The organism is Nocardia abscessus, assembly GCF_015477775.1.
Taxonomy (GTDB): Bacteria; Actinomycetota; Actinomycetes; order Mycobacteriales; family Mycobacteriaceae; genus Nocardia; species Nocardia abscessus_A.
On the sequence record NZ_JADLQO010000001.1, the window covers coordinates 710,930 to 730,924 of the forward strand.

Sequence of the window (19,995 nt, forward strand, 5' to 3'; positions counted from 1 at the left end):
AGGCCTCACTCCCGCAGAGCATCGGCCGGTGGGACTGCGCGTCACACTTCGGCAGAGTCCGGGCGTGTCGCGGCTGGCCGTGGTGCGTTTCGCCGGGCAATTCGGCGATGGGATGTTCCAGGCGGCGTTGTCCGGCGCGATCCTGTTCAACCCCGAGCGGCAGACCGACCCGCTGGCCATCGCGGCGGGCTTCGCCGTGCTGCTGCTGCCGTACTCGCTGATCGGACCGTACGCGGGGGCGCTGCTGGACCGATGGGACCGGCGCAATGTGCTGCTGGTGGCCAACGTGGTGCGCGCTGTTCTGATCGCGCTGGTGAGCGCGGGGCTGTCGGCGGGAGTCGGCGAGACGCCGCTGCTGTTGCTGGCTTTGGCGGTGGTGGGGGTCAGCCGATTCGTCCTGGCGGGAGTGTCTGCGGCGCTGCCGCGGGTGCTGGCGCAGGCGTGGCTGGTGCCGATGAACTCGGTGCTGGCCACGGTCGCCTCCGGGTGCGCAGGATTGGGTGCGGCCGCCGCCGTGGGTGTGATCGGGTTGATCGGAGCGGGGGACTTCGGCTCGGCGGTCGCAGTAGCGATCAGCGGCATCGGATCGGTAGTCGGCGCGGTGCTGGCGGCCGGGTTCCGGCCGCGCGCGCTCGGTCCCGCCTCCGATGCGGCGGAGGGCGAGAACACAGTGCACGCGATCGCCACCGGTCTGCGTACCGGCGCCAGGGCGGTGTGGGAATCGAGAGCGGTCACGACGGCGATGCTTGGCATCGGGACGCATCGGATCGCCTTCGGCATGAATACGCTGATCATGGTGCTGGTCCTGCGCCAGATCCCGCTGGACGGCTCCGGACTCAGCGGTGGCCTGGTCGGTTTCGGCGTCGTGATCGCCGCGACCGCGGCGGGGATGCTGGTGGCCGCCGTCGTCACGCCACTGCTCATTCCCCGGCTGGGGCGGGCGCGCACCGTGGTCGCCGGACTGATCTCCGCGATGCTGGTGCAACTGACGTTGGTCACGCCGATCGCGTTCGCCGACTCGGACGCCGCGGCGGAGCGTGCGCACGAACTCCTCTTGGTCGGCGCCTTCCTGCTCGGCCTGGCCGGACAGACGATCAAGCTGACCGGCGACGCGACCATGCAGATCGATATCGACGACGCCCGGCGCGGTCAGGTCTTCGCGTTGCAGGACACCGTCTTCAACATCGCGTTCGTGCTGGCGATCGCGGTCGCCGCGCTGGTCGTTCCGGATGACGGGCGCTCGGCCGTCGTGGTGCTGGGTGGCGCGGCGATCTACGCCGCTGGCATCGCTGCCATCGCGTTGAACATGCGCCGCGGCGCACTCAGGCGATGAAGGGCTCGTCGTCGAGGTCTCGTCCGTCGCGGCCGAGCCAGTGTGCGATGTGTTCGGGGAGCGGGCCCGCGGCCGGGCTGTCGAATGGTGCGCCCGCTTGATCCGGCTCCGGCAGCGGCGAATCCGGTAGCTGTTCGCCGCCTGGCACACGTTCCGGCCCCGGCGCGTCCGTGCGGACGATCCAGTCCAGCGGCTCGCTCGCCGCGTCGCCCGGCAGACCGGTGACGTGGTGGTTCCACGTGCCGAGGCCGGTGGGATCGGTGAAGAAGTGGTCGAGCACCCCGTCGTCGTCGAGATCCAGCGCCGCGACGTCGGCGCGGCCCGAGCCGGCCGAATCCCACAGCGCGTCGTCGGCGATGCCGTCCCCGTCGAAGTCCAGCCGCACCGCGTCGGCCGTGCCCGTGCCGCCGAGTTCCAGGTCGGCCTCGCTGGTCCAGACGTGCACGGGTCCGTCGCCGGTACCGAACACGTACTCGATCTCGTTCATATGTCCTTGGACGCGCGCGCCGCCGCTCCGGTTCCATTACGCGCGGGCTTTTCGATTCACCGTCCCGCATTCGCGACTGTCGTTCCGGTAAGTTGACCTGTCAGCGGCCGACCGACAGGAGTCAACACGACATGGGTTCTCCGGTGCACAACCCCGACGCGGTACGAGAACTGCTGGGCACGTGGAAAACTCGGTCCGCCACCGGGCGCCCGATCACCGGATAGCCGCGGCCGGGCCGACGTGACGCGCGCATTCGCAATCGCATCCCCTTGGGCACCGGCCATGGTCGGCGCACTGCTCGTCGGCGCTGTCGCCCTCCCCCTGCCCGCCGCGCAGGCCGCGCCGTTCCCGTGGGCGCCGCCGCCGGTGAACAGCTGCGGCGAGATCGGTTTCGACCCGCTGGCTCGCGAGCCCGATCCGGCACAACCCCCTCCGCCACCGCTGCCGCCGCAGATCGACATCCCGGTTCCGATTCCGGAACTCACGCCGGTTCCGGTGCCCGACCCGCCGCAGGACAACACGCGCATCGTCCCGGACCCGCTGCCCGTGAATCCGTGCGACAACCCATGCCCGGACATCAGGGACAACCCGAAGCATCCCGAGCCGGATCCCGACCCGAGCCCCACGCCCGAGACCGGCACCGACGAAGGGACCGGTTCGAGTTCCGGCTCCTCCGGCTCCGCCTCGGGACCGGGTTCGGGCAGCGGGTCAGGCTCCGGCTCTGGGTCAGGGTCCGGGTCAGGCTCCGGTGCGCCGGTCAAGCTGCCGCGCATCGAGTTCAAGCCCGAGATCGAGCCGATTCCGGTGCCGGTGCCGGGCGGACCGGGCGAGGAGCCACAGCCCGCTCCACCCCACGTGGTCCATCCGGCCGAACCGGGTCCGCTCGCGGCGCCGGTGGCCCCGCCGAGGGTCGAGTCGGTCCGGCTGGTCGAGCAGGTGACCGGGCACGGCTCGCAGAACCGCACCGACATGCGCTGGCAGGTCGACGGGACCGATCTGGGCCTGATGTGGGAGACCGCCCCCGGTGAGGTCGCCGTGGTGTTCGGCGACACCTTCGGCAAGGGCTGGGGTGGCGGCGGCGCGGGCAACGACGATCAGGACTGGCGCAGCAACGTCATCGGCTTCAGCACCGACCGCGAGCTGTCCGACGGGCTGACCCTGGACACCTTCGCACAGGACAGTCGCTGTCACGCGGCGGAGATCCTGGGCAGCCGCAAGATCAAGAACTGGGAGACCACCACCATCCCGACCTCCGGGTTCGCGGTCGGGAACCGCCAGTACCTCAGCTACATGTCGGTCAACAGGTGGAGCCGCATCCCGGGGCTGTGGTGGACCAACTACGGCGGGATCGCCTACTCCGACGACCACGGGCGAACCTGGCGGAAAGACCAGCATGCCAAGTGGGACAACCTGTTCGGCCTCGGCAAGTTCCAAGTGGCGGCGATGGTGCCGCACGACGACTACGTCTACATGTTCGGCACGCCCAACGGGCGCATCGGCATGATCGCCCTGGCCCGCGTGCCCGAACACCAGATTCTGAACAAGTCCGCCTATCAATACTGGGTGGGCGGCAGCTGGGCGCCCGCCGCCGAGAATCACGCCACCCCGTTGGTGCTGGGCATGGCCAGTGAGCTCTCGGTGCGCTACGACCGGGAGACCGAGCAGTGGCAGATGGTCTACCTGGATTCGGCCAGGGGCGCGATCGTGTTGCGTACCGCGGCGAGCCCGCAGGGCGCGTGGACCGACGCGATCCCGCTGGTCTCCACCGCCGACTACCCGAAGTCCTACGGCGGGTTCATCCATCCGTGGTCGACCGGCGAGGACCTGTACTTCATGATCTCGGCGTGGGACAGCTACAACGTGTATCTCATGCACGCCCGGCTGCATCCGAGCGCGAGCCGGGTTCAGCCCGCCCGCACGAATCGCACGGGCTGACCTGGTCGCGCCTGCGCGACCACGTCGACGTCGGCATCGAGGAGCACCGCGACCACCGGGTAACCCCCCGTGACCGGGTGGTCGGCGAGAAAGACGACCGGCTGTCCGCTCGGCGGCACCTGGATCGAGCCGAGCGCCATGCCCTCGGTCGGCAGTTCGCGGGTGACCTTGCGGGTCAGCGGTGGACCGGTACGGCGATCCAACCGGGCGCCGATCCGGTCGGTCTCGGAGGAGACCTCCCATTCGCCGTCGAACAGGGCCGCGGCATCGGAGAACCAATCGTCGCGCGGACCGAGCACGGCGCGCACGGTGACGGCCTCCGCGGGCAGCTCGGCGACCGGGGCGACGTCCACGACCGGAATCGTGTGCGGAGAAGGACCGATCGGGAGGCGATCGCCCTTCCTCAGCGGCTCCGGCCCCAGACCGGACATGGTGTCGCGGCTGCGGGAACCGAGCGTCGCCGGCACGTCGATGCCGCCGCGCACCGCGACGTAGCCGCGCAGTCCGAGGGAGGCGTAGCCGAGCCGGAGTGCCTGACCCGGCTCGAGTTCCAGGACGCTCGCGTGCCCCACCGGCCTGCCGTCCACGGTGGCGGCCGCGGGCGCGCCGGTGACCGCCAGCATGACGTGCTCTTCGGCATGCAGGCAGAGCCCGCCGAGCAGCACTTCGATCGCCGCGTGCCCCTCCGGGTTGCCGACCAGCCGATTGGCCAGCCGCAGCGACCCGCGGTCCGCCGCCCCCGCGAGGCCGACACCGGAATCGAACCAGCCCGGGCGTCCGAGATCCTGGATGGTCGCGAGTGGGCCGACCTCGTCGACGACGATCATCCCTCGCTCCTCGCATCGACGAACCGAACTGTGGCGCCCGCGCGGATCAACGCGGGCGGATCGCGCTCGACATCCCACATCCTGAGGTCGGTGGTGCCGATCAGCTGCCACCCGCCGGGCGTGCTCCGCGGATACACCGCACTGTATCCACCGGCGAGCGCCACCGCGCCCGCCGGAATCGATGTGCGCGCCTGCGCTCTACGCGGAACGGACAACCTGCCGTCGGGCGATTCCAAGTAGCCGAAGCCCGGCGCGAATCCGACGAAGGCACACCGCCACACCGTGCTCGTGTGCGCGGCGATCACCTCCGCCGTCGTGAGTTCCAGCAGACGTGCTACGTCGTCGAGGTCGGCGCCGTCGTAGCGCACCGGGATCGATACCGGTTCGAGTCCGAAAGCGTTGTCCGGCAATGTTCCACGGGAAACACCGCTGGATTGCTCGGCGTGCAGGGCGATGAGCAGCGTCGTCAGCGCACGGCGCACCGCTTCTCCATCGCGCGGCGAGTCGAGGGTCAGCAGTACGGTCTCCGCGGCCGGAAGCAGGTCCTGCACGCCGGGCACCGGGCGATCCCGCAGCGCAGCCACGAGTTTCGCGACCATGTCACGCCGCTGAGGCGTGATCAGCAGCGCCCGATCGCCCGCCGCGCGAATCGCCTCCTCGGCCGCCTGCCGCTGCGCGCGGGGCACCGTGCCCTTCGTCGCCATGTCCCCGGCCTCAGCCGAACGGCTCCACCGGCACGCCGACTTCGTCCAGCGCGGCGCGGATGGACCGGGCCATCTCCACCGCCGCGGGCGAGTCACCGTGCACGCAGATGCTGGCCGCCCGCACCGTGACCTCGCCGGAGCCGTCGGCCGCGCGCGCGGCGCCCGACTCGGCGATCGAAACCGCCTGTGCGACCGCCTCCTGCGGGCCCAACACCGCACCTGGCGTACCGCGCGCGGCCAGCGAGCCGTCGGGCGTATACGCACGGTCGGCGAAACCTTCGCCGACGAAGCGCACCCCGGCGGCCTGCGCGGCCGCCTCCAACTGGGTGCTCGCCGGTCCGAGCAGGGCCAGCCCCGAGTCGTACTCCACCATCGCGGCCAGCACCGCGTCGGCCAGCTTCCGATCGCGCGCGGCCGAGTGATACAGCGCCCCATGCGGTTTCACGTAGCGCACGCGGTCGCCCGCGGCTTTCGCGAACGCGTCGAGGCCGCCGATCTGATACAGCACCTCGTCGCGCAGTTCGCCGGGTGCGACGGCGATCTCTCGTCTGCCGAAACCGGCCAGGTCGCGATACCCCACGTGGGCGCCGATCCGCACGCCCTTCGCCACGGCGAGCGCGCAGGTCCTGCGCATGATGGCGGGGTCGCCCGCGTGGAATCCGCAGGCGATGTTCGCGCTGGTGACGATGTCGAGCATGGCGGCGTCGTCGCCCATCGTCCACGGTCCGAAGCCCTCGCCGAGGTCACTGTTCAGATCCAGCGGCATGTGCGTCCTCCAGTGTGTTGCCGACGGCATTCCGATTCTCGTGCCGGAGCGCTCTCCCGGGCAAGGACGCCCCGCCCGCGCGACCTGGGTCACAGCGCACGGATTCGGCCCGCCGCGCCAAGTACGCTCAGTTCAATCATGGCCACGTATTTCGATCCGAAGTCCTGGTCGCCGCTGCGGGCAGTCGATCTCGGAAAGCGCCTGTTCGATCAATCCTGGCTGGAGCAGTGGGTCGCGCTGAGCACCGCCTGGATGGATCCGGTCGCCGACCTCGGCGCGGGCACCGTCACGGCGCTGCTGCCCGATGTGCTGATGACCATGCTCAGCGAGGGCATCCTGAGCCGGTTCGGCGGGCAGGAGGTCAGCGCGACACTGCTCGGTCACGACCTGCACGCCACCTTGCAGGTGCTCAAGGTGCGCCGCCGCGGCGCGCACTTCCAGACCAAGACCGTGCTGTCGCGGCTGCGCTGGGACGATCACCCGATCGAGTCCGTGACCGTCATCGCGCACGGCGTCCGCCTGATACCGGGCGTGCCGACCAAGGTGCGCACCTCCCGGCTCGACCTCGACGGCACCGTCACCACCGCGGCGCTGGTCGGGTGGCTCAACACCCAGCCCCTGGACTGGGCCCTGGACGTGCACTCGAGCGGATTGATCCGAGCCCGGCACCGCCGACGACTGCTCACCGCGCTGGTGGACGCGTCGGTCCGCGACAACCGGCTGTTCATCGAGATACGCAGGGCGACGTGGTTCGGCGTCCGGATACCCAGCCGCGTGATCGACGTGCCCGCCATACCGCTCGAACACCTGCCCAAGGACGCCCGGATCGCGCACGCCGACCGGGACGGCGATCTGATCCGGTTCCGCGTGGAACTGCCGGAGATCACCGGGTCGTTCGATCTGGCCCAGATGCGCTCGGCGATCCTGGCCGGAACCACCCTGATCGTCTTCTGACCTGGTCAGCTCCGCGTCTTCCACCATTCGAGCAGCGCCGCCTCGGCTTCGTCCCGGTCCATCGGGCCGCGGTCGAGGCGCAGTTCCTTCAGATGGCGCCAAGCCCGGCCGACCTCGGGACCCGGCGGCAAACCGAGCAGCTCCATGATCGCGTTGCCGTCCAGATCCGGGCGGACCTTGGCCAGGTCCTCTTGTTCGCGCAACCGCTCGATCCGCGACTCCAGCTCGTCGTAGGTGGCGCGCAGCGCGGCGGCCCTGCGCTTGTTGCGGGTGGTGCAGTCGGCGCGGACGAGTTTGTGCAGGCGGGGGAGCAGGTCGTCGGCGTCGGTGACATAGCGGCGGACCGCGGAATCGGTCCACTGGCCTTTGCCGTAGCCGTGGAAACGCAGGTGCAGGAACACCAGCCGGGCCACGTCCTCGGTGAACTGCTTCGGGTACTTCAGCGCCCGCATCCGTTTGCGCACCATCTTCGCGCCGACCACTTCGTGGTGGTGGAAGCTGACTCCGCCGCCCGGCTCGTTGCGTTTGGTGTCGGGCTTGCCGATGTCGTGCAGCAGCGCGGCCCAGCGCAACACCAGGTCGGGGTCGCCCTCCTCCTGGTCGATGGCCTGCTCGAGCACGGTGAGCGAATGCCAGTAGACGTCCTTGTGCTGGTGGTGTTCGTCGATCTCCAGCTTCATCGCGGGCACCTCGGGCAGCACTCGCTGCGCAAGCCCGGTCTCGCACATGACGTTGATGCCGTCGATCGGATGCGCCCCCGCGATCAGCTTGTCCAGCTCGACCCGCACCCGCTCGGCGGTGATGCGGTCGATCTGGTCGGCCATCGCGGTGATCGCGGTGGTCACCCGGGGATGCGGCTCGAAGCCCAATTGGGAGACGAACCGCGCGGCGCGCAGCATGCGCAACGGGTCGTCGTTGAACGAATCCTCGGGCGCGGCAGGCGTATCGAGAACCCCCTCGAGCAGGGCAGTCATGCCGTCGAGCGGGTCGACGAACTCCAGCGCTCCGTCTGCGCCGATCTTCACGGCCATCGCGTTCACCGTGAAGTCCCTGCGCACCAGGTCCTCGGCGAGCGAGTCACCGAAGGTCACCTCGGGGTTGCGGGACACCCGGTCGTAGCTGTCCGCGCGGAACGTGGTGATCTCCAGCTGCTGACCGGCCTTGGCCGCGCTGACCGTCCCGAACGCCAGACCGCCGGTATCCCACAGATGATCGGCCCACCCGCGCAGGATGTCCTGCACCGCCTCCGGCCGCGCGTCGGTGGTGAAATCCAGATCGGTTCCGAGCCGGCCGAGCACCGCGTCCCGCACGCTCCCACCGACCAGGTACAGCTCGTGCCCCCGCGCCGCGAACATCTCGCCGAGGGGCGTCAGCACATCCGATAGCCCCCCGAGCGTCACCGCCGCCGCGGCCAGCAATCGGGTACGTCTATCCAGCGCAGTGTCCTCGGACTTCGGCGAAACCACGAATGAGCAGCTTACCGAGCCACCACAGCGAATACGGCGGCGCAGCCCCGCACAGCAGCCCCGATATATAAGGACTCCGATATCAACCCAGCCAGCGGCCTCCGAGCACGAGCCTCCACCACCAGAACCAGCCAACCACGGGCCGCTCCCGCCCCACGCCGCCATGGGCCGCCGCTCCCAGCTCCAGGGAAGCCGAGACCAATCAGCGCCGTCCGCGCCGCTCGTGGCCGAGCGACCGCAGCCACGATGCATTACGACCACCGATCGATCCCGACCATCAGCCACCCGAAGCGCACCCACATCGTCCTGACCTCGGCTGCCAGCGCACCCCCGCTCGGAATCTCGAGCAATGCGAGACCGAGCATCCGCAGTTCACAACCCCGGTCTCATCCGAGCACCCGCCGTACACCACGAATCCCCGATCGACTCGACATCCAGCCACCCGAGCCACGAGCCCTTCGCTCAGAACTCGAAGACCAACGCGCCGGCGCACCCCCAACCCCACGTGTCGAGCGAGGCGAGATCGAGCATCCACCCGCACACCCCGATCACCGATCGACCCGACGATCAGCCGCTCCGAACTGCGTGCACGATGTCCAGCGCCCGAAGACCAATGTGCCCGGCGCACCCCAACCCCAGGTTTCGAGCGAAGCTAGACCGAGCATGCGCCGTTCGCGGCCCGCGAGCCAAAAGAGGGCCGCGAACCCGCCGCGACGAAGTCGCGGCAATTCAACACAGTAGGATTGCCAGGTGTCTCCGGCCGATCGTGCGAACAGTCGACGCCGCCAGCCTCGGCGCCGCGGTTCGGCCGCCAATGCCGCGAAGCCGCGGATGCGCACGGTGCGGGAGACCTCGGCAGGTGGGCTGGTCGTCGACGGCTTGGACGGACCGCGGGAATCGCGTAGCGCCGCTCTCATCGGGCGCACAGATCGCCGTGGGCGGTTACTGTGGTCGCTGCCGAAAGGACATATCGAAGAAGGTGAGACCGCCGAGCAGACCGCGATCCGCGAGGTCGCCGAGGAGACCGGCATCAACGGTGTCGTGGTCGCCGAACTCGGCAGCATCGATTACTGGTTCGTGACAGACGGTCGGCGGGTACACAAAACGGTGCATCATTATCTGCTGCGTTCGGTCGGTGGTGAACTGTCCGACGCCGACGTGGAAGTGACCCAGGTCGCGTGGGTTCCGTTGAGTGAACTGAATTCTCGGCTGGCCTACGCCGACGAGCGGCGGCTGGCGGAGATGGCGAACAAGCTGATCGACCGGATGGAGACCGGCAAGCGATGACGCGTGGACTGTTCCGGATCTTCGTGGCGGTCCTGACCATCCTCGGCCCGGTGACGACGCTGCCACTGCTCGATTCCGCGTCGGCCGAGGCGCAACCGGCCGGGTCCGGTACCTCGTCGAGTCCCAAATTCCTCAAGCTGTCGCTCGATTCGGTGACGCCGACCACGGTGACCACCACCAGTGACTCCCTGCTGACGGTCTCGGGCACGGTCACCAATATCGGCGATCGTGTGGTGGACGACGTCAGCATCCGCCTGCAGCGGGCGGCGGCGATCACCACGCCGATCGGGTTGCGCGCCACTCTGCGCCTCGATGAGGTCAATTACGACGTGAACGGCGAGTTCGAGGACGTCGCGCAGCGACTGAATCCGGGTCAGCGCAAGCAGTTCACGCTGAGCATCCCGTTGCGTTCCGAGAGCGGCGCCACGTCGCTGCGCATCACGGAGCCGGGCGTCTACCCGCTGTTGCTGAACGTGAACGGCGAACCGGCTTACGGCACGCAGGCTCGGCTCGACGACGCCAGGTTCCTGCTCCCGGTGCTCGGCGTGCCGCCCACCAGCGAGGACGCCGGCGGCGCGGCGGCGCCGGTTTCCGCGCCCACCGACGCGCCGGTCGCGACGACGTTGCTGTGGCCGCTGGCCGACCGGCCGCGGCAGGTCGGGGGTCGTCCGGGCAGTGTGGACGGCAAAGCGGAGCTGACCGACGACGAACTGGCCGCTTCGCTCGGCAAGGGCGGCCGTCTCGATCAGCTGTTGGCCGCGCTGGAGGGGGTGTCGAGCCCGGGCGCGGGCCGCAATGCCGAGCTGACCTCGGCCGTATGCCTCGCCGTCGACCCCGACCTGCTGCTCACCGTGCGCGCGATGACCGATGGTTATCGTGTGCTGGCCAGCCCGTCCGACCCCGACGGAGCGACCAGGGCGGGCGCGGGTGCCGAACAGGCCCAGACCTGGCTGGACCGGTTGCGCGTGCTGGCCGGCTCGATGTGCACCGTGGCGCTGCCGTTCGCGCAGGTCGATCTCAGCGCGCTGGCCGCGGTCAACGATCCGGCGCTGTCGGCGCGCGCGATCACCGAACCGGCCGACATCATCGACTCGATCCTGTCCACCAGGTCGGTGCGCGGGGTCAGCCTGCCGGATTCCGGCAGCATCGACGCGGGGGCGGGTCTCCTGCTGCGCAGTCACGGTTTCGGTACCGCTGTACTCGCCTCGACGGCCGCCGTTCCGCAGGGCAGTGTGGACTGGGCGCAGTCGAGCCGTGAAAGCAGCGACACCACACCCGGTTCGAGCGAGGCAGCGGGCAGTGCGGACCCGGCGAGCCCGGAAGTGGTCCGGCTGCCCGAGATCACCGCGATCCCGCCCACCGCACCGGCCCCGGCGCCGGCGCCGCCGGTCGCGGGCAATCCGGCACCGCCCGCCGCGAGTACACCCGCACCGGCCACGGATCCGGCGCTGCACGCCGTGACGTTCGACATCTGGTCGGCGACGGCGCTCGCCGCGGTGGGCTCGAATCCGCCCACACCGCCGTTCACCCCGGCCCGGGTCCGCTACGACGTGACGAACGACTCGCGTGCGGCGCGCCTGCAGGACGCTCTCGGAGCGATCTCGTGGAGCGCACTACATCCGGAGGCGAACCGGCCGCGTTCGCTCTTGCTCGTCCCGCCACAGCAATGGGGTGCGAACCGGGACGAGGCAACGGCGCTGTTGCGCCAAGTCGACGTGCTGATGCGCGGCAATCTCGCCACCGCGCGCCCGTTCCACGATCTGGTGGCGCTGCCGCCGGACGCACAGCCCTACGAGCTGGACTATCTGCCGCAGGCGGCACAGGACGCGGTGCCCGAACGGTTCGTGCCGCCCGTGCGCGACCAGGGCCGCCGGATCACCGAGATGATGCGCGCGCTGGTGGACGTGCCGGAAGCCGAGCCGACGCCACACGATTTCTTGACGCCGCTGCGCGACGACCTGCTGCGCGTGCTCAGCCTCTCCGATCGCCGTGCGGGCGACGCGGCGCCACCGGATACGTTCGCCCAGCGGAGGCTGGATCAGAACACACGGACGATGGACAAGCTGTATCGCTCCGTCACCGTGCTTCCGCCGGGCGGGGTGTACACGCTGGCGTCCGAACAGAGCCCTTTGCTGCTGGTCGCGCGCAATGACCTGCCGGTGGCCATCCGGGTCAGGTTCCGGATCGAGTCGCCCGACCAGACGGAGATCACCGATCCGGGCGAGCAGCAACTCCCGGCGAACGGGTCGCGGTCCTTCCAGATCCCCACGGAGGTCCGTGACAGCCGCAACCTGGTCGTTCCGATCTCGCTCACCACGCCGGAGGGGGTTGCCCTGGGCAATCCCACGCAGGTCTCGGTGCGTTCGAATGCTTACGGTCAGGCCTTGGCGATAATTACCGGATGCGCCGCACTCCTGCTGCTCCTCTTGGCCGGTCGCCGTTTGTGGCGCCGGTTCCGCGGGCAGCCCGACCCGGCGGACGAGGGCTTCGATCCGGGTACCAGGCGGCGGGTCAACCGGTACCGGCGGGCACGCAGGCGGGTGCTGCAGGCGGAGGAACAACAACAGCAGCAGGAGCAGCTCCAGGAGACGCGGTGACCGAACCCGCTTCGACGGGTCTGCGCAAACCGCTTCTACCTGCGTCGATGTGGTGTATCGCGGTGTCGTGTGGCACGGTGGAGGACAATCACGGTGTTCCCGGGCCGGTCCGCTCCGGACGGGGACCACTGACAGAATGTTCGCCGATCACGGCGAACCGTTGCGGCGAGCCGCGGCTCACCGCACCGATGGGGGTGCGGATATCCCGGCTGGTACAGGAGGCATGATGAGCGACGATGACATATCGGCTCATCGCCCTCGACCAGGCGACCGGCTCGACGGCCCGCCGCTTCGTCGCGCGCCGGTCGCGCCGTGGGAACGCAACCGTGCCACACCCGAAGCCGAGAGTTCGGACGTGAACGGCGGAGCCTACGACGACGGTCAGGCGCCTCGTGTGCCGCAGATCAGTCGTCCCGCGCCCGCACCGCAGCCGCGCCCGGGTCAGCGCATGCAGCCACCGCCCGCCGCACCGCCGAGGCCGCAGCGGCCGCCGGTGCCGCCACCGCCGCGGCCCGGCCCCGCGCCGCACCCGGGCCAGCGGCAGTACCCCGCGGCCCCGCCACCGGGCCCTGGACCACAGCCGCGCCCGGTGCCGCCTGGACCCGTTCGCCCGGGGCCCGGCCAGTCCGGTCCGCCGCCGACCGGCGCGCCCCGGCAGGCGCCGCCCGGTCCGCCCCGTGCACCGCAGTCCGGCGCGACTCCGGCCGTACCGCGTCCACCTCGGTCCGGCGCCATGCCCGCAGTGCCCAGGCCCCCGCAGTCCGGTCCGATCCCGGCCACGCCGCGCCCACCCCAATCGGGCCCGATCCCGGCCGCCGTGCCGGACTCCGATCGGGTGCCCCCACCGCGCTACGCCCCGCCGCAGCCGCAGCAGTTCCCGCCACCGCCGCCGCGGCAACGGCCCGCCGCTCCGGTCCGGCACGAGCCCGCGGAACCGGATCGCCCCCGGACCAGGGAGTGGCCCGCCGCCACCAAAACCGCCGAACCGCCCAAGGCGGACGATTCGAAGCAGAGTGCGAGCTCCCGGCTGCTGAGCGACTCGGGGTCGATCGCGTTCGCGACGCTGATCAGCAGAGTCACCGGATTCGGCAAGCAACTGATGCTGCTGACCGTGCTCGGCCCCGCGATCGCCAGTGCGTTCACCGTCGCCAGCCAGATTCCGAACATGATCGCGGAACTGGTGCTCGGCGCGGTGCTCACCGCGATCGTGGTGCCGACGCTGGTGCGCGCGGAGCAGGAGGACCCCGATCGCGGGGCGGCGTTCGTCCGGCGCCTGGTGACCGCGGCTTTCGTCGTCCTGGCCACCGCCGCACTCCTGGCGACGGCTGCGGCGCCGGTGCTGACCACACACGTCTTCCTGTCCGACGACGGCAAGGTCAACACCGCGCTCACCACGGCCCTAGCCTTCCTGCTGTTGCCCGCGATCCTGTTCTACGGCATGTCGGCGCTGCTCACGGCGATCCTCAACACCCGCCAGATGTTCAAGCCCGGCGCGTGGGCCCCGGTACTGAACAACCTGGTCGTGCTGACCGTGCTCGGTTTGTACGTCCTGATGCCAGGGGAGATCACGCTCGACCCGGTCCGGATGAGCGACCCGAAGCTACTGGTGCTCGGCGTCGGCGTCACGATCGGCGTGGTGGTGCAGGCGGTCAGCCTCGTCCCGGCGATCCGCAGGGCAGGCATCGACTTGCGCCCGCTGTGGGGGATCGACGCCCGGCTCAAGCAGTTCGGCGGCATGGGCGCGGCCATCATCCTGTACGTGCTGATCAGCCAGGCGGGCTTCGTCTTCGCCACGCGGATCTCCTCGCATGCCGACGCGGCGGGTCCGGCGATCTACAACAACGCGTGGCTGCTGCTGCAACTGCCCTACGGCGTGCTCGGTGTCACCGTGCTCACCGCGATCATGCCGCGGCTGAGCCGCAATGCCGCCGCCGACGACACGCCCGCGGTGGTCGACGATCTCTCCGCCGCCACCCGGTTGACCATGATCGCGCTGGTCCCGGTGGTCACCTTCCTCACGCTGGCCGGTCCGCAGGTCGGGCAGGCGCTCTACGGCTACGGCAACTTCGGATCCGACGCCGAACGTCTCGGGCTCGCGGTCAGCTGGTCGGCGTTCGCGCTGATCCCGTACTCGCTCGTGCTGATCCACCTGCGGGTGTTCTACGCCAGGGAGCAGGCGTGGATCCCGACCTGGATCATCCTCGGCATCACCGCCGCCAAGATCGTCTTCTCGGCGCTGGCTCCGGTGCTCACCGACGCGGAGCACGTGGTGATCGCGCTCGGCGTCGCGAACGGACTCGGCTTCGCGGTCGGCGCCGTCGTGGGCGGTTACCTGCTGCACCGCAGTCTGGGTGATCTCCGGATGGCCAATGTCGGCCGCACGGTGACGCGTGTCGTACTTGCGTCGCTCGCGGGCGGCGCGGTGATGTGGATCGTGGATCGGGTACTCGGGCTGGATCGCCTGACCGCGTCCTTCCACGGACCGGGTTCGCTGATCCGGGTGGCGATCACCGCGATCGTCATGTTCGCGGTGGCCTTCGGCCTGATGCGACTCGCCGGTATCCCGGAGATCGTCGCCATCACCGTGGCCATCTCGCGGCGCCTCGGCTGGACCCCGCCCGCGCCGGATCTCGACCTGGAGAGCCCGGTCGAAGATCCCTACGTCACGCAGGTACTGCGCAGGCCCGACTCGTATCTGGACTACCCGCGGTTCGATCCGTACATGGACGCCCAGACCATGGTGCTGCCTGTGATCAGACCCGATGCCGTTGACCGCACCGGCATGGGTGAGTTCCCGTACCCTGTTCGGCAGAGAAGCACAAGTGGCGAATTCGCCGGAACCTCGACATATCAGGGCGAAGGAGGACCGAGGGTGAGCGACGACGCGGTGGGCGGCGTCCCAGCCGCCGATTCTTCTGCGACCACGCCCGGCGGACTGTTTACCGATGTACCGCCGACCGCGGGGGAGCCGTTGGATCCCGCGTACGCGAACAAGGAGCCGGGCACGGCCGCACCGGATCAGGACCCGGCGAGACCGCAGGACAACCAGCTGCCGCCGCGCGATCCGATGTACGACACCGGGATGATCCCCATCGGCTCGCCGGAGATGCCACCGATGGGTGGCGAGAACCTGGGCGGTCGGCGGATTCCACGCGGCCCCAAGCTGATTCCGGGCGCCTCGGTGGCCGGCGGGCGCTACCGCCTGCTGGCCGGTCACGGCGGCGCACGCGGTCTGAAGTTCTGGCAGGCGCTGGACATCAAACTCGATCGCGAGGTCGCGTTGACCTTCGTCGACGCCGACCAGAAGGCGACCGAGAACTCCGGCCAGGACGGCCCACAGGCGATCCTGTCCCGGACGCTGCGCCTCGGCCGGATCAACTCACCGGGCCTCGCTCGCGTTCTGGACGTGGTACGCGGCAGCTCCGGCGGCATCGTGGTGGCGGAGTGGACCCCGGGCCGTTCGCTGCGGGAGATGGCCGAGACGGTGCCGTCGCCGATCGGTGCCGCGCGCGCCATCCGCGCCCTCGCCTCGGCGGCCGAGCTGGCCCACCGCGGTGGTGGGTCGCTGTCCATCGACCATCCCGACCGGGTGCGTATCAGCGCCTCCGGTGACGCGGTGCTGGCCTTCCCCGGCACCCTGTCCGACTCCGACGCGCAGTCCGACGTGCGTGGTCTCGGTGCGATGCTCTACTCGCTGATCACCGCGCGCTGGCCGATCCGCTCCGGCGGTGTCACCGGCAACGCTGCGACGGTGGGCGGGCTGCGGCTGGCCGACTTCGGTCCGGACGGAACTCCGGTGGAGCCAAGACAGATCCGTCCGGAAGTGCCGTTCGAGATCTCCGCGGTCGCCGTGCGCTCGCTGGAGTCGAACAAGGGCGTGCGCACCGCCGCCACGGTTCAGCACGTGCTGGAGCAGGCGTCCGTGGTCGATCAGAAGACCGATTTCATCCCGGTGCTCCGGCTCGGCCAGCGCCCGCCCGCGAACATGGACGACTCGCTCGCCGATCCGGATCTGCTCGCGGCCGAACGCGAACGCTCCCAGCGCATGATGTGGATCATGGTCGGCCTCGGCATCCTCGCCGCGCTGGTGGTCGGCATCGTGATCTGGTGGATGGTCAGCGTATTCGCGCCCGGCGCTTCGGACGCGCCGCTGAACGAACAGCGCAACATCGGCCTGACCACGAACAACCAGCCCGCCCCGACGCCTGCGGCGGCGGGTCCGAACCTCACGCCGGCCGGTGTGCCGGTCCCGGTGACCGGTGTGTCGGTGTTCTCTCCGGAGGGCACCGCCGACGGCGTCGCCAATGTCCAGGCGGTGCTGGACAACGACCCGGGCACCCAGTGGCGCACCGATCAGTACTTCCAGCAGTTCCCGGCCCTCAAGAAGGGGGTCGGGCTGCTCGCGACGCTGCCCGCCCCCGCGAAGCTCACCAACGTCTCGATCAACTCGCCCAGCGCGGGCACGTCGGTGGAGATCCGCACCTCGCCCACCGGCTCGCCGACGCTGGATCAGACCCAGCTGATCGGTTCGGCCCGGCTGGACGACGGCGTCACCGACATCCCGGTGCGTGCCGACCAGGCCGCCCGCTACGTTCTCGTCTGGATCACCGGACTGGGGAATTCCGGAGGACAGTTCCAGACCGCTATCGCCGATATTCGCTTCGACGCCGCGTCTTAGGCCGGCTCCGCCCCGGCCCCGTTCGTGCGGACCGCGCACCGCGCGACGCTGACCGACGCGCATTCCGCCGTTACCGGCCTCGATCCGTTGGTTGCTGCCAAATCGTTACGGACGCTATGATCTTCGGGCGCTCTCAGCAGGGGAGCTTCCCAGGTTCCGGTGTTTTCGATCCTGGATGCTGCGAGATCTCGGTGACGGTCAAACCGTGCCCGTTGCCGCCGTGAGAGCTGTCCAAGGGGTTGGCATTTGTCGTCCGAAGTGAACGAGGAGTTCGGCGGGGGGACGTCGCGGCCGGTGGTATGTCACGAGCGTTCGTTCTCACCCGACGAGTACACCGATGTAGAACTGTTGCGAGCACATGTCCGCGGTCAGCGGCACGCGTTCGCCGAACTGCTGCGCAGACACAACGATCATCTGTGGCAGACCGCGCTGCGCACGTCCTACACGCGCGAGGACGCGGCCGATTCGCTGCAGGACGCGCTGTTGTCGGCGCATCGCACGGCTGCCTCGTTCCGCGCGCAATCGGAGGTGCGCAGCTGGTTGCACGCGATCGTGGTGAACGCCTGCCTGGACCGGATCCGGCGCAACAAGACCAGGCGCGCGCTGTCGCTGTCACCGGAGACGATGCCCGAGCCGAAGCATGAGCGCGACGAGATGGCCGAGGTGGAGACGTCGATGGTCATCGACCGCGCCCTGTTCTCGCTGCCTCCGGATCAGCGGACCGCGCTCGTCGCGGTCGATGTGGAGGGGTATAGCGTGGCCGAGGCGGCCGCCTTGCTCGGCGTGCCCGAGGGAACGATCAAGAGCCGGTGCGCTCGCGCGCGGCAGCGGTTGAAAGAGCGATTGGAATTTCTGCGTGATCCGGGGAACCGGAGGTAGTTGGGATGCGTCATTAACAGTGACGAACCACTGAACGATTCACAGGCAGCTCCCAACGGCGAGGGGCTTCCCGCGATGTCAGATGCGAACAACGGAGGTGCGATGGCGACCAGGTCCGTGCCGCAGCCCCCGTTCACGCCCGAATTGCTGGCTGACCTGCACGCCGACAATGTCACGCCGCAACAGCGCGAGCAGTTGTGGCCCGAGGTCTCGCGTGATCCGGAAGCCATGCGTTTCCTGCGCTCGCTCGACGAGGTGAGCGCCGAGTTACGCACGTTCGGCCAGGATGAGCGAATCGTTCATCCGATGCCCGAGGACGTGGCGGCCCGGCTCGCGCTGTTCGTCGACCAGCTCGAACCACCCGAGGATGCGCCGCCGCAGGAGGCCAGGGATGCCCGGGATGCTCGGGTTCACCAGCTGCCGCGTGCGTCGGTGAACGAATCCATCGGCGAAGCAAGAGATTCCGCACCCGCGCCGATCGCTCTCGATGAGCGTCGCCGCGGCAGGTTGCGCTGGTTCGCCGCGGCAGCCGCGACGATCGTCACAGTGGCGTGCGCGGGTGTGTTCGTTTCGACCATGCACGATGGGGACGCCCCCGCGCCCGCCGCGCAGCCCACCACCGGCAACGAAGATTTGGGCGAGGACCTCACCATCACCGCCGCCCTCAGCGCGCTCGGCCGCCACAACGTCACCGGCTCGCTGGCCGGCCCGGGGGCGCTCGAGCGTTGCGTCCTGGCGAACGGGCTCGACCGCACGGTGCTCGGCTCGACCGACATCCGGTTCCAGGGCAGCAACGCGGTGCTCATCCTGCTCAACGGCCCACGCCCGCCCAAGATCACCGCGCTGGTCGTCGGAACCGGTTGCGGTACAGGTGATCCACAGCGCAGGGCGCTGCAGGACATCGGCTGACGTTGCGACCTGGACCACGTGGGCGGTGTGACCCCGGCAACGCGGGAACAACAGCCATTACCCTGTTGTTGACCGACACGTCCGAACGAATCTTCCCGAAAGGGCCCCATGAGCGAGCGTAGCGAGCGAACAAGCGGCACCGGCACGCCAGTTCGCGACCTGATCATCGTCGGCTCCGGACCTGCCGGCTACACGGCCGCCGTCTACGCGGGCCGCGCCGAGCTCCAGCCGCTGCAGTTCGAGGGGACCCAGTTCGGCGGTGCGCTGATGACCACCACCGAGGTCGAGAACTTCCCCGGCTTCCGCGAGGGCATCATGGGCCCGGATCTCATGGAGGAGATGCGCGAGCAGGCCAAACGGTTCGGCGCGGAGATCCGCACCGAGGACGTGGACGCCATCGACCTGACCGGCCCGGTCAAGAAGGTCGTCGTCGGCGGCGAGACCTTCGAGGCCTATGCCGTCATCCTCGCCATGGGCTCGGCCGCGCGGTACCTGAACGTTCCGGGTGAGCAGCGGTTGCTCGGCCGCGGCGTCAGCGCCTGCGCCACCTGCGACGGCTTCTTCTTCAAGGGCCAGGACATCGTGGTGGTCGGCGGCGGCGACTCCGCGATGGAAGAGGCGACCTTCCTCACCAAGTTCGCCTCCAGCGTCACCATCGTGCACCGTCGCGAGGAATTCCGGGCCTCCCGCATCATGCTGGAGCGCGCCAAGGCGAACGAGAAGATCAAGTTCGTGCTCAACGCCGAAGTGGCCGAGGTGCACGGTGACAGCAGCGTCACCCACCTGACCCTGCGCGACACCCGCACCGGCGAGACCTCCGAGCTGCCCGCCACCGGCCTGTTCGTCGCGATCGGCCACGACCCGCGCAGCGAGCTCGTCAAGGGCCAGGTAGCGCTGGACGACGAGGGCTACGTGCTGGTGCAGCATCCGACGACCGCGACCGACATCCCGGGCGTCTTCGCCGCGGGCGATCTGGTCGACCACACCTACCGCCAGGCGATCACCGCCGCGGGCACCGGCTGCCGAGCGGCCATCGACGCCGAGCGCTGGCTGGCCGAGCAGGGCGACATCACCGCGAACACCCTCGATCACGCGGGTGAGTCGGTGGCCGTCCCCGCCAACTGAGCTCGCGCCGTACGAGCTGCTGATCTTCCGTCTCGCTGTATCGCAAGG

General features: G+C 69.7%; 14 protein-coding genes. 9 read left to right on the top strand and 5 right to left on the bottom strand.

Annotated features, from left to right (window positions below; all coding sequences use genetic code 11):
- The first annotated feature begins 28 nt into the window (after positions 1–28).
- On the top strand, positions 29–1,333 hold the full coding sequence (locus IU450_RS03395) for an MFS transporter (protein ID WP_324197540.1): 1,305 nt from the start codon (positions 29–31) through the stop codon (positions 1,331–1,333).
- Here the strand turns inward: IU450_RS03395 and IU450_RS03400 are convergent.
- Positions 1,323–1,820 carry a hypothetical protein gene (locus tag IU450_RS03400; protein WP_195148272.1) on the bottom strand — a complete coding sequence of 166 codons (498 nt, stop codon included), beginning with the start codon at positions 1,818–1,820 and terminating at the stop codon, positions 1,323–1,325. The genes IU450_RS03395 and IU450_RS03400 overlap by 11 nt on opposite strands.
- Before the next feature lie 282 nt (positions 1,821–2,102).
- Here IU450_RS03400 and IU450_RS03405 point away from each other — a divergent pair, with 282 nt between their 5' ends.
- Positions 2,103–3,755, top strand: coding sequence for a DUF4185 domain-containing protein (locus IU450_RS03405; protein WP_195148273.1), 1,653 nt, complete (start codon positions 2,103–2,105; stop codon positions 3,753–3,755).
- On the opposite strand, the gene IU450_RS03410 is transcribed toward IU450_RS03405, so the two are convergent.
- Genes IU450_RS03410 through IU450_RS03420 form a run of 3 tightly spaced genes read right to left on the bottom strand, consistent with a single transcriptional unit; the run spans position 3,725 to position 6,052 of the window.
- Complete coding sequence (locus IU450_RS03410) at positions 3,725–4,582, bottom strand: biotin-dependent carboxyltransferase family protein (protein WP_195148274.1); 858 nt, start codon at positions 4,580–4,582, stop codon at positions 3,725–3,727. The genes IU450_RS03405 and IU450_RS03410 overlap by 31 nt on opposite strands.
- The gene (locus IU450_RS03415; RefSeq protein WP_195148275.1) at positions 4,579–5,286 is read right to left on the bottom strand and encodes a 5-oxoprolinase subunit B family protein; all 708 of its coding nucleotides are present in this window, start codon (positions 5,284–5,286) and stop codon (positions 4,579–4,581) included. The genes IU450_RS03410 and IU450_RS03415 overlap by 4 nt, the downstream gene beginning before the upstream one ends.
- Before the next feature lie 10 nt (positions 5,287–5,296).
- Complete coding sequence (locus IU450_RS03420; protein ID WP_195148276.1) at positions 5,297–6,052, bottom strand: LamB/YcsF family protein; 756 nt, start codon at positions 6,050–6,052, stop codon at positions 5,297–5,299.
- Between the two features lie 138 nt (positions 6,053–6,190).
- Here IU450_RS03420 and IU450_RS03425 point away from each other — a divergent pair, with 138 nt between their 5' ends.
- Positions 6,191–7,006, top strand: a complete 816-nt coding sequence (locus IU450_RS03425; RefSeq protein WP_195148277.1) for a hypothetical protein — start codon at positions 6,191–6,193, stop codon at positions 7,004–7,006.
- A gap of 5 nt (positions 7,007–7,011) precedes the next feature.
- On the opposite strand, the gene IU450_RS03430 is transcribed toward IU450_RS03425, so the two are convergent.
- Positions 7,012–8,472: a CCA tRNA nucleotidyltransferase gene (locus IU450_RS03430; RefSeq protein ID WP_324197511.1), complete on the bottom strand. Its 1,461-nt coding sequence runs from the start codon at positions 8,470–8,472 to the stop codon at positions 7,012–7,014.
- 750 nt (positions 8,473–9,222) lie between these two features.
- Between IU450_RS03430 and IU450_RS03435 the strand changes: the two genes are divergently transcribed.
- From IU450_RS03435 to trxB, 6 genes are all read left to right on the top strand, one after another.
- Entirely contained in the window at positions 9,223–9,759 is a 537-nt protein-coding gene (locus tag IU450_RS03435; RefSeq protein WP_043700556.1) for an NUDIX hydrolase, read from the top strand.
- Positions 9,756–12,356 (top strand): DUF6049 family protein, encoded by a 2,601-nt coding sequence (locus IU450_RS03440; protein WP_195148278.1) that lies wholly within the window; start codon positions 9,756–9,758, stop codon positions 12,354–12,356. Before IU450_RS03435 ends, IU450_RS03440 begins: the two co-directional genes overlap by 4 nt.
- A 733-nt stretch (positions 12,357–13,089) precedes the next feature.
- Positions 13,090–17,034, top strand: coding sequence for a murein biosynthesis integral membrane protein MurJ (locus tag IU450_RS03445; RefSeq protein ID WP_228833927.1), 3,945 nt, complete (start codon positions 13,090–13,092; stop codon positions 17,032–17,034).
- A 294-nt stretch (positions 17,035–17,328) separates the two neighbouring features.
- Positions 17,329–17,913, top strand: coding sequence for an RNA polymerase sigma factor SigM (gene sigM / locus IU450_RS03450; RefSeq protein WP_324197541.1), 585 nt, complete (start codon positions 17,329–17,331; stop codon positions 17,911–17,913).
- Between the two features lie 102 nt (positions 17,914–18,015).
- Positions 18,016–18,822 carry a hypothetical protein gene (locus IU450_RS03455; RefSeq protein ID WP_195148279.1) on the top strand — a complete coding sequence of 269 codons (807 nt, stop codon included), beginning with the start codon at positions 18,016–18,018 and terminating at the stop codon, positions 18,820–18,822.
- Between the two features lie 108 nt (positions 18,823–18,930).
- Positions 18,931–19,947: a thioredoxin-disulfide reductase gene (trxB, locus tag IU450_RS03460; RefSeq protein WP_195148280.1), complete on the top strand. Its 1,017-nt coding sequence runs from the start codon at positions 18,931–18,933 to the stop codon at positions 19,945–19,947.
- Positions 19,948–19,995: the final 48 nt, after the last annotated feature.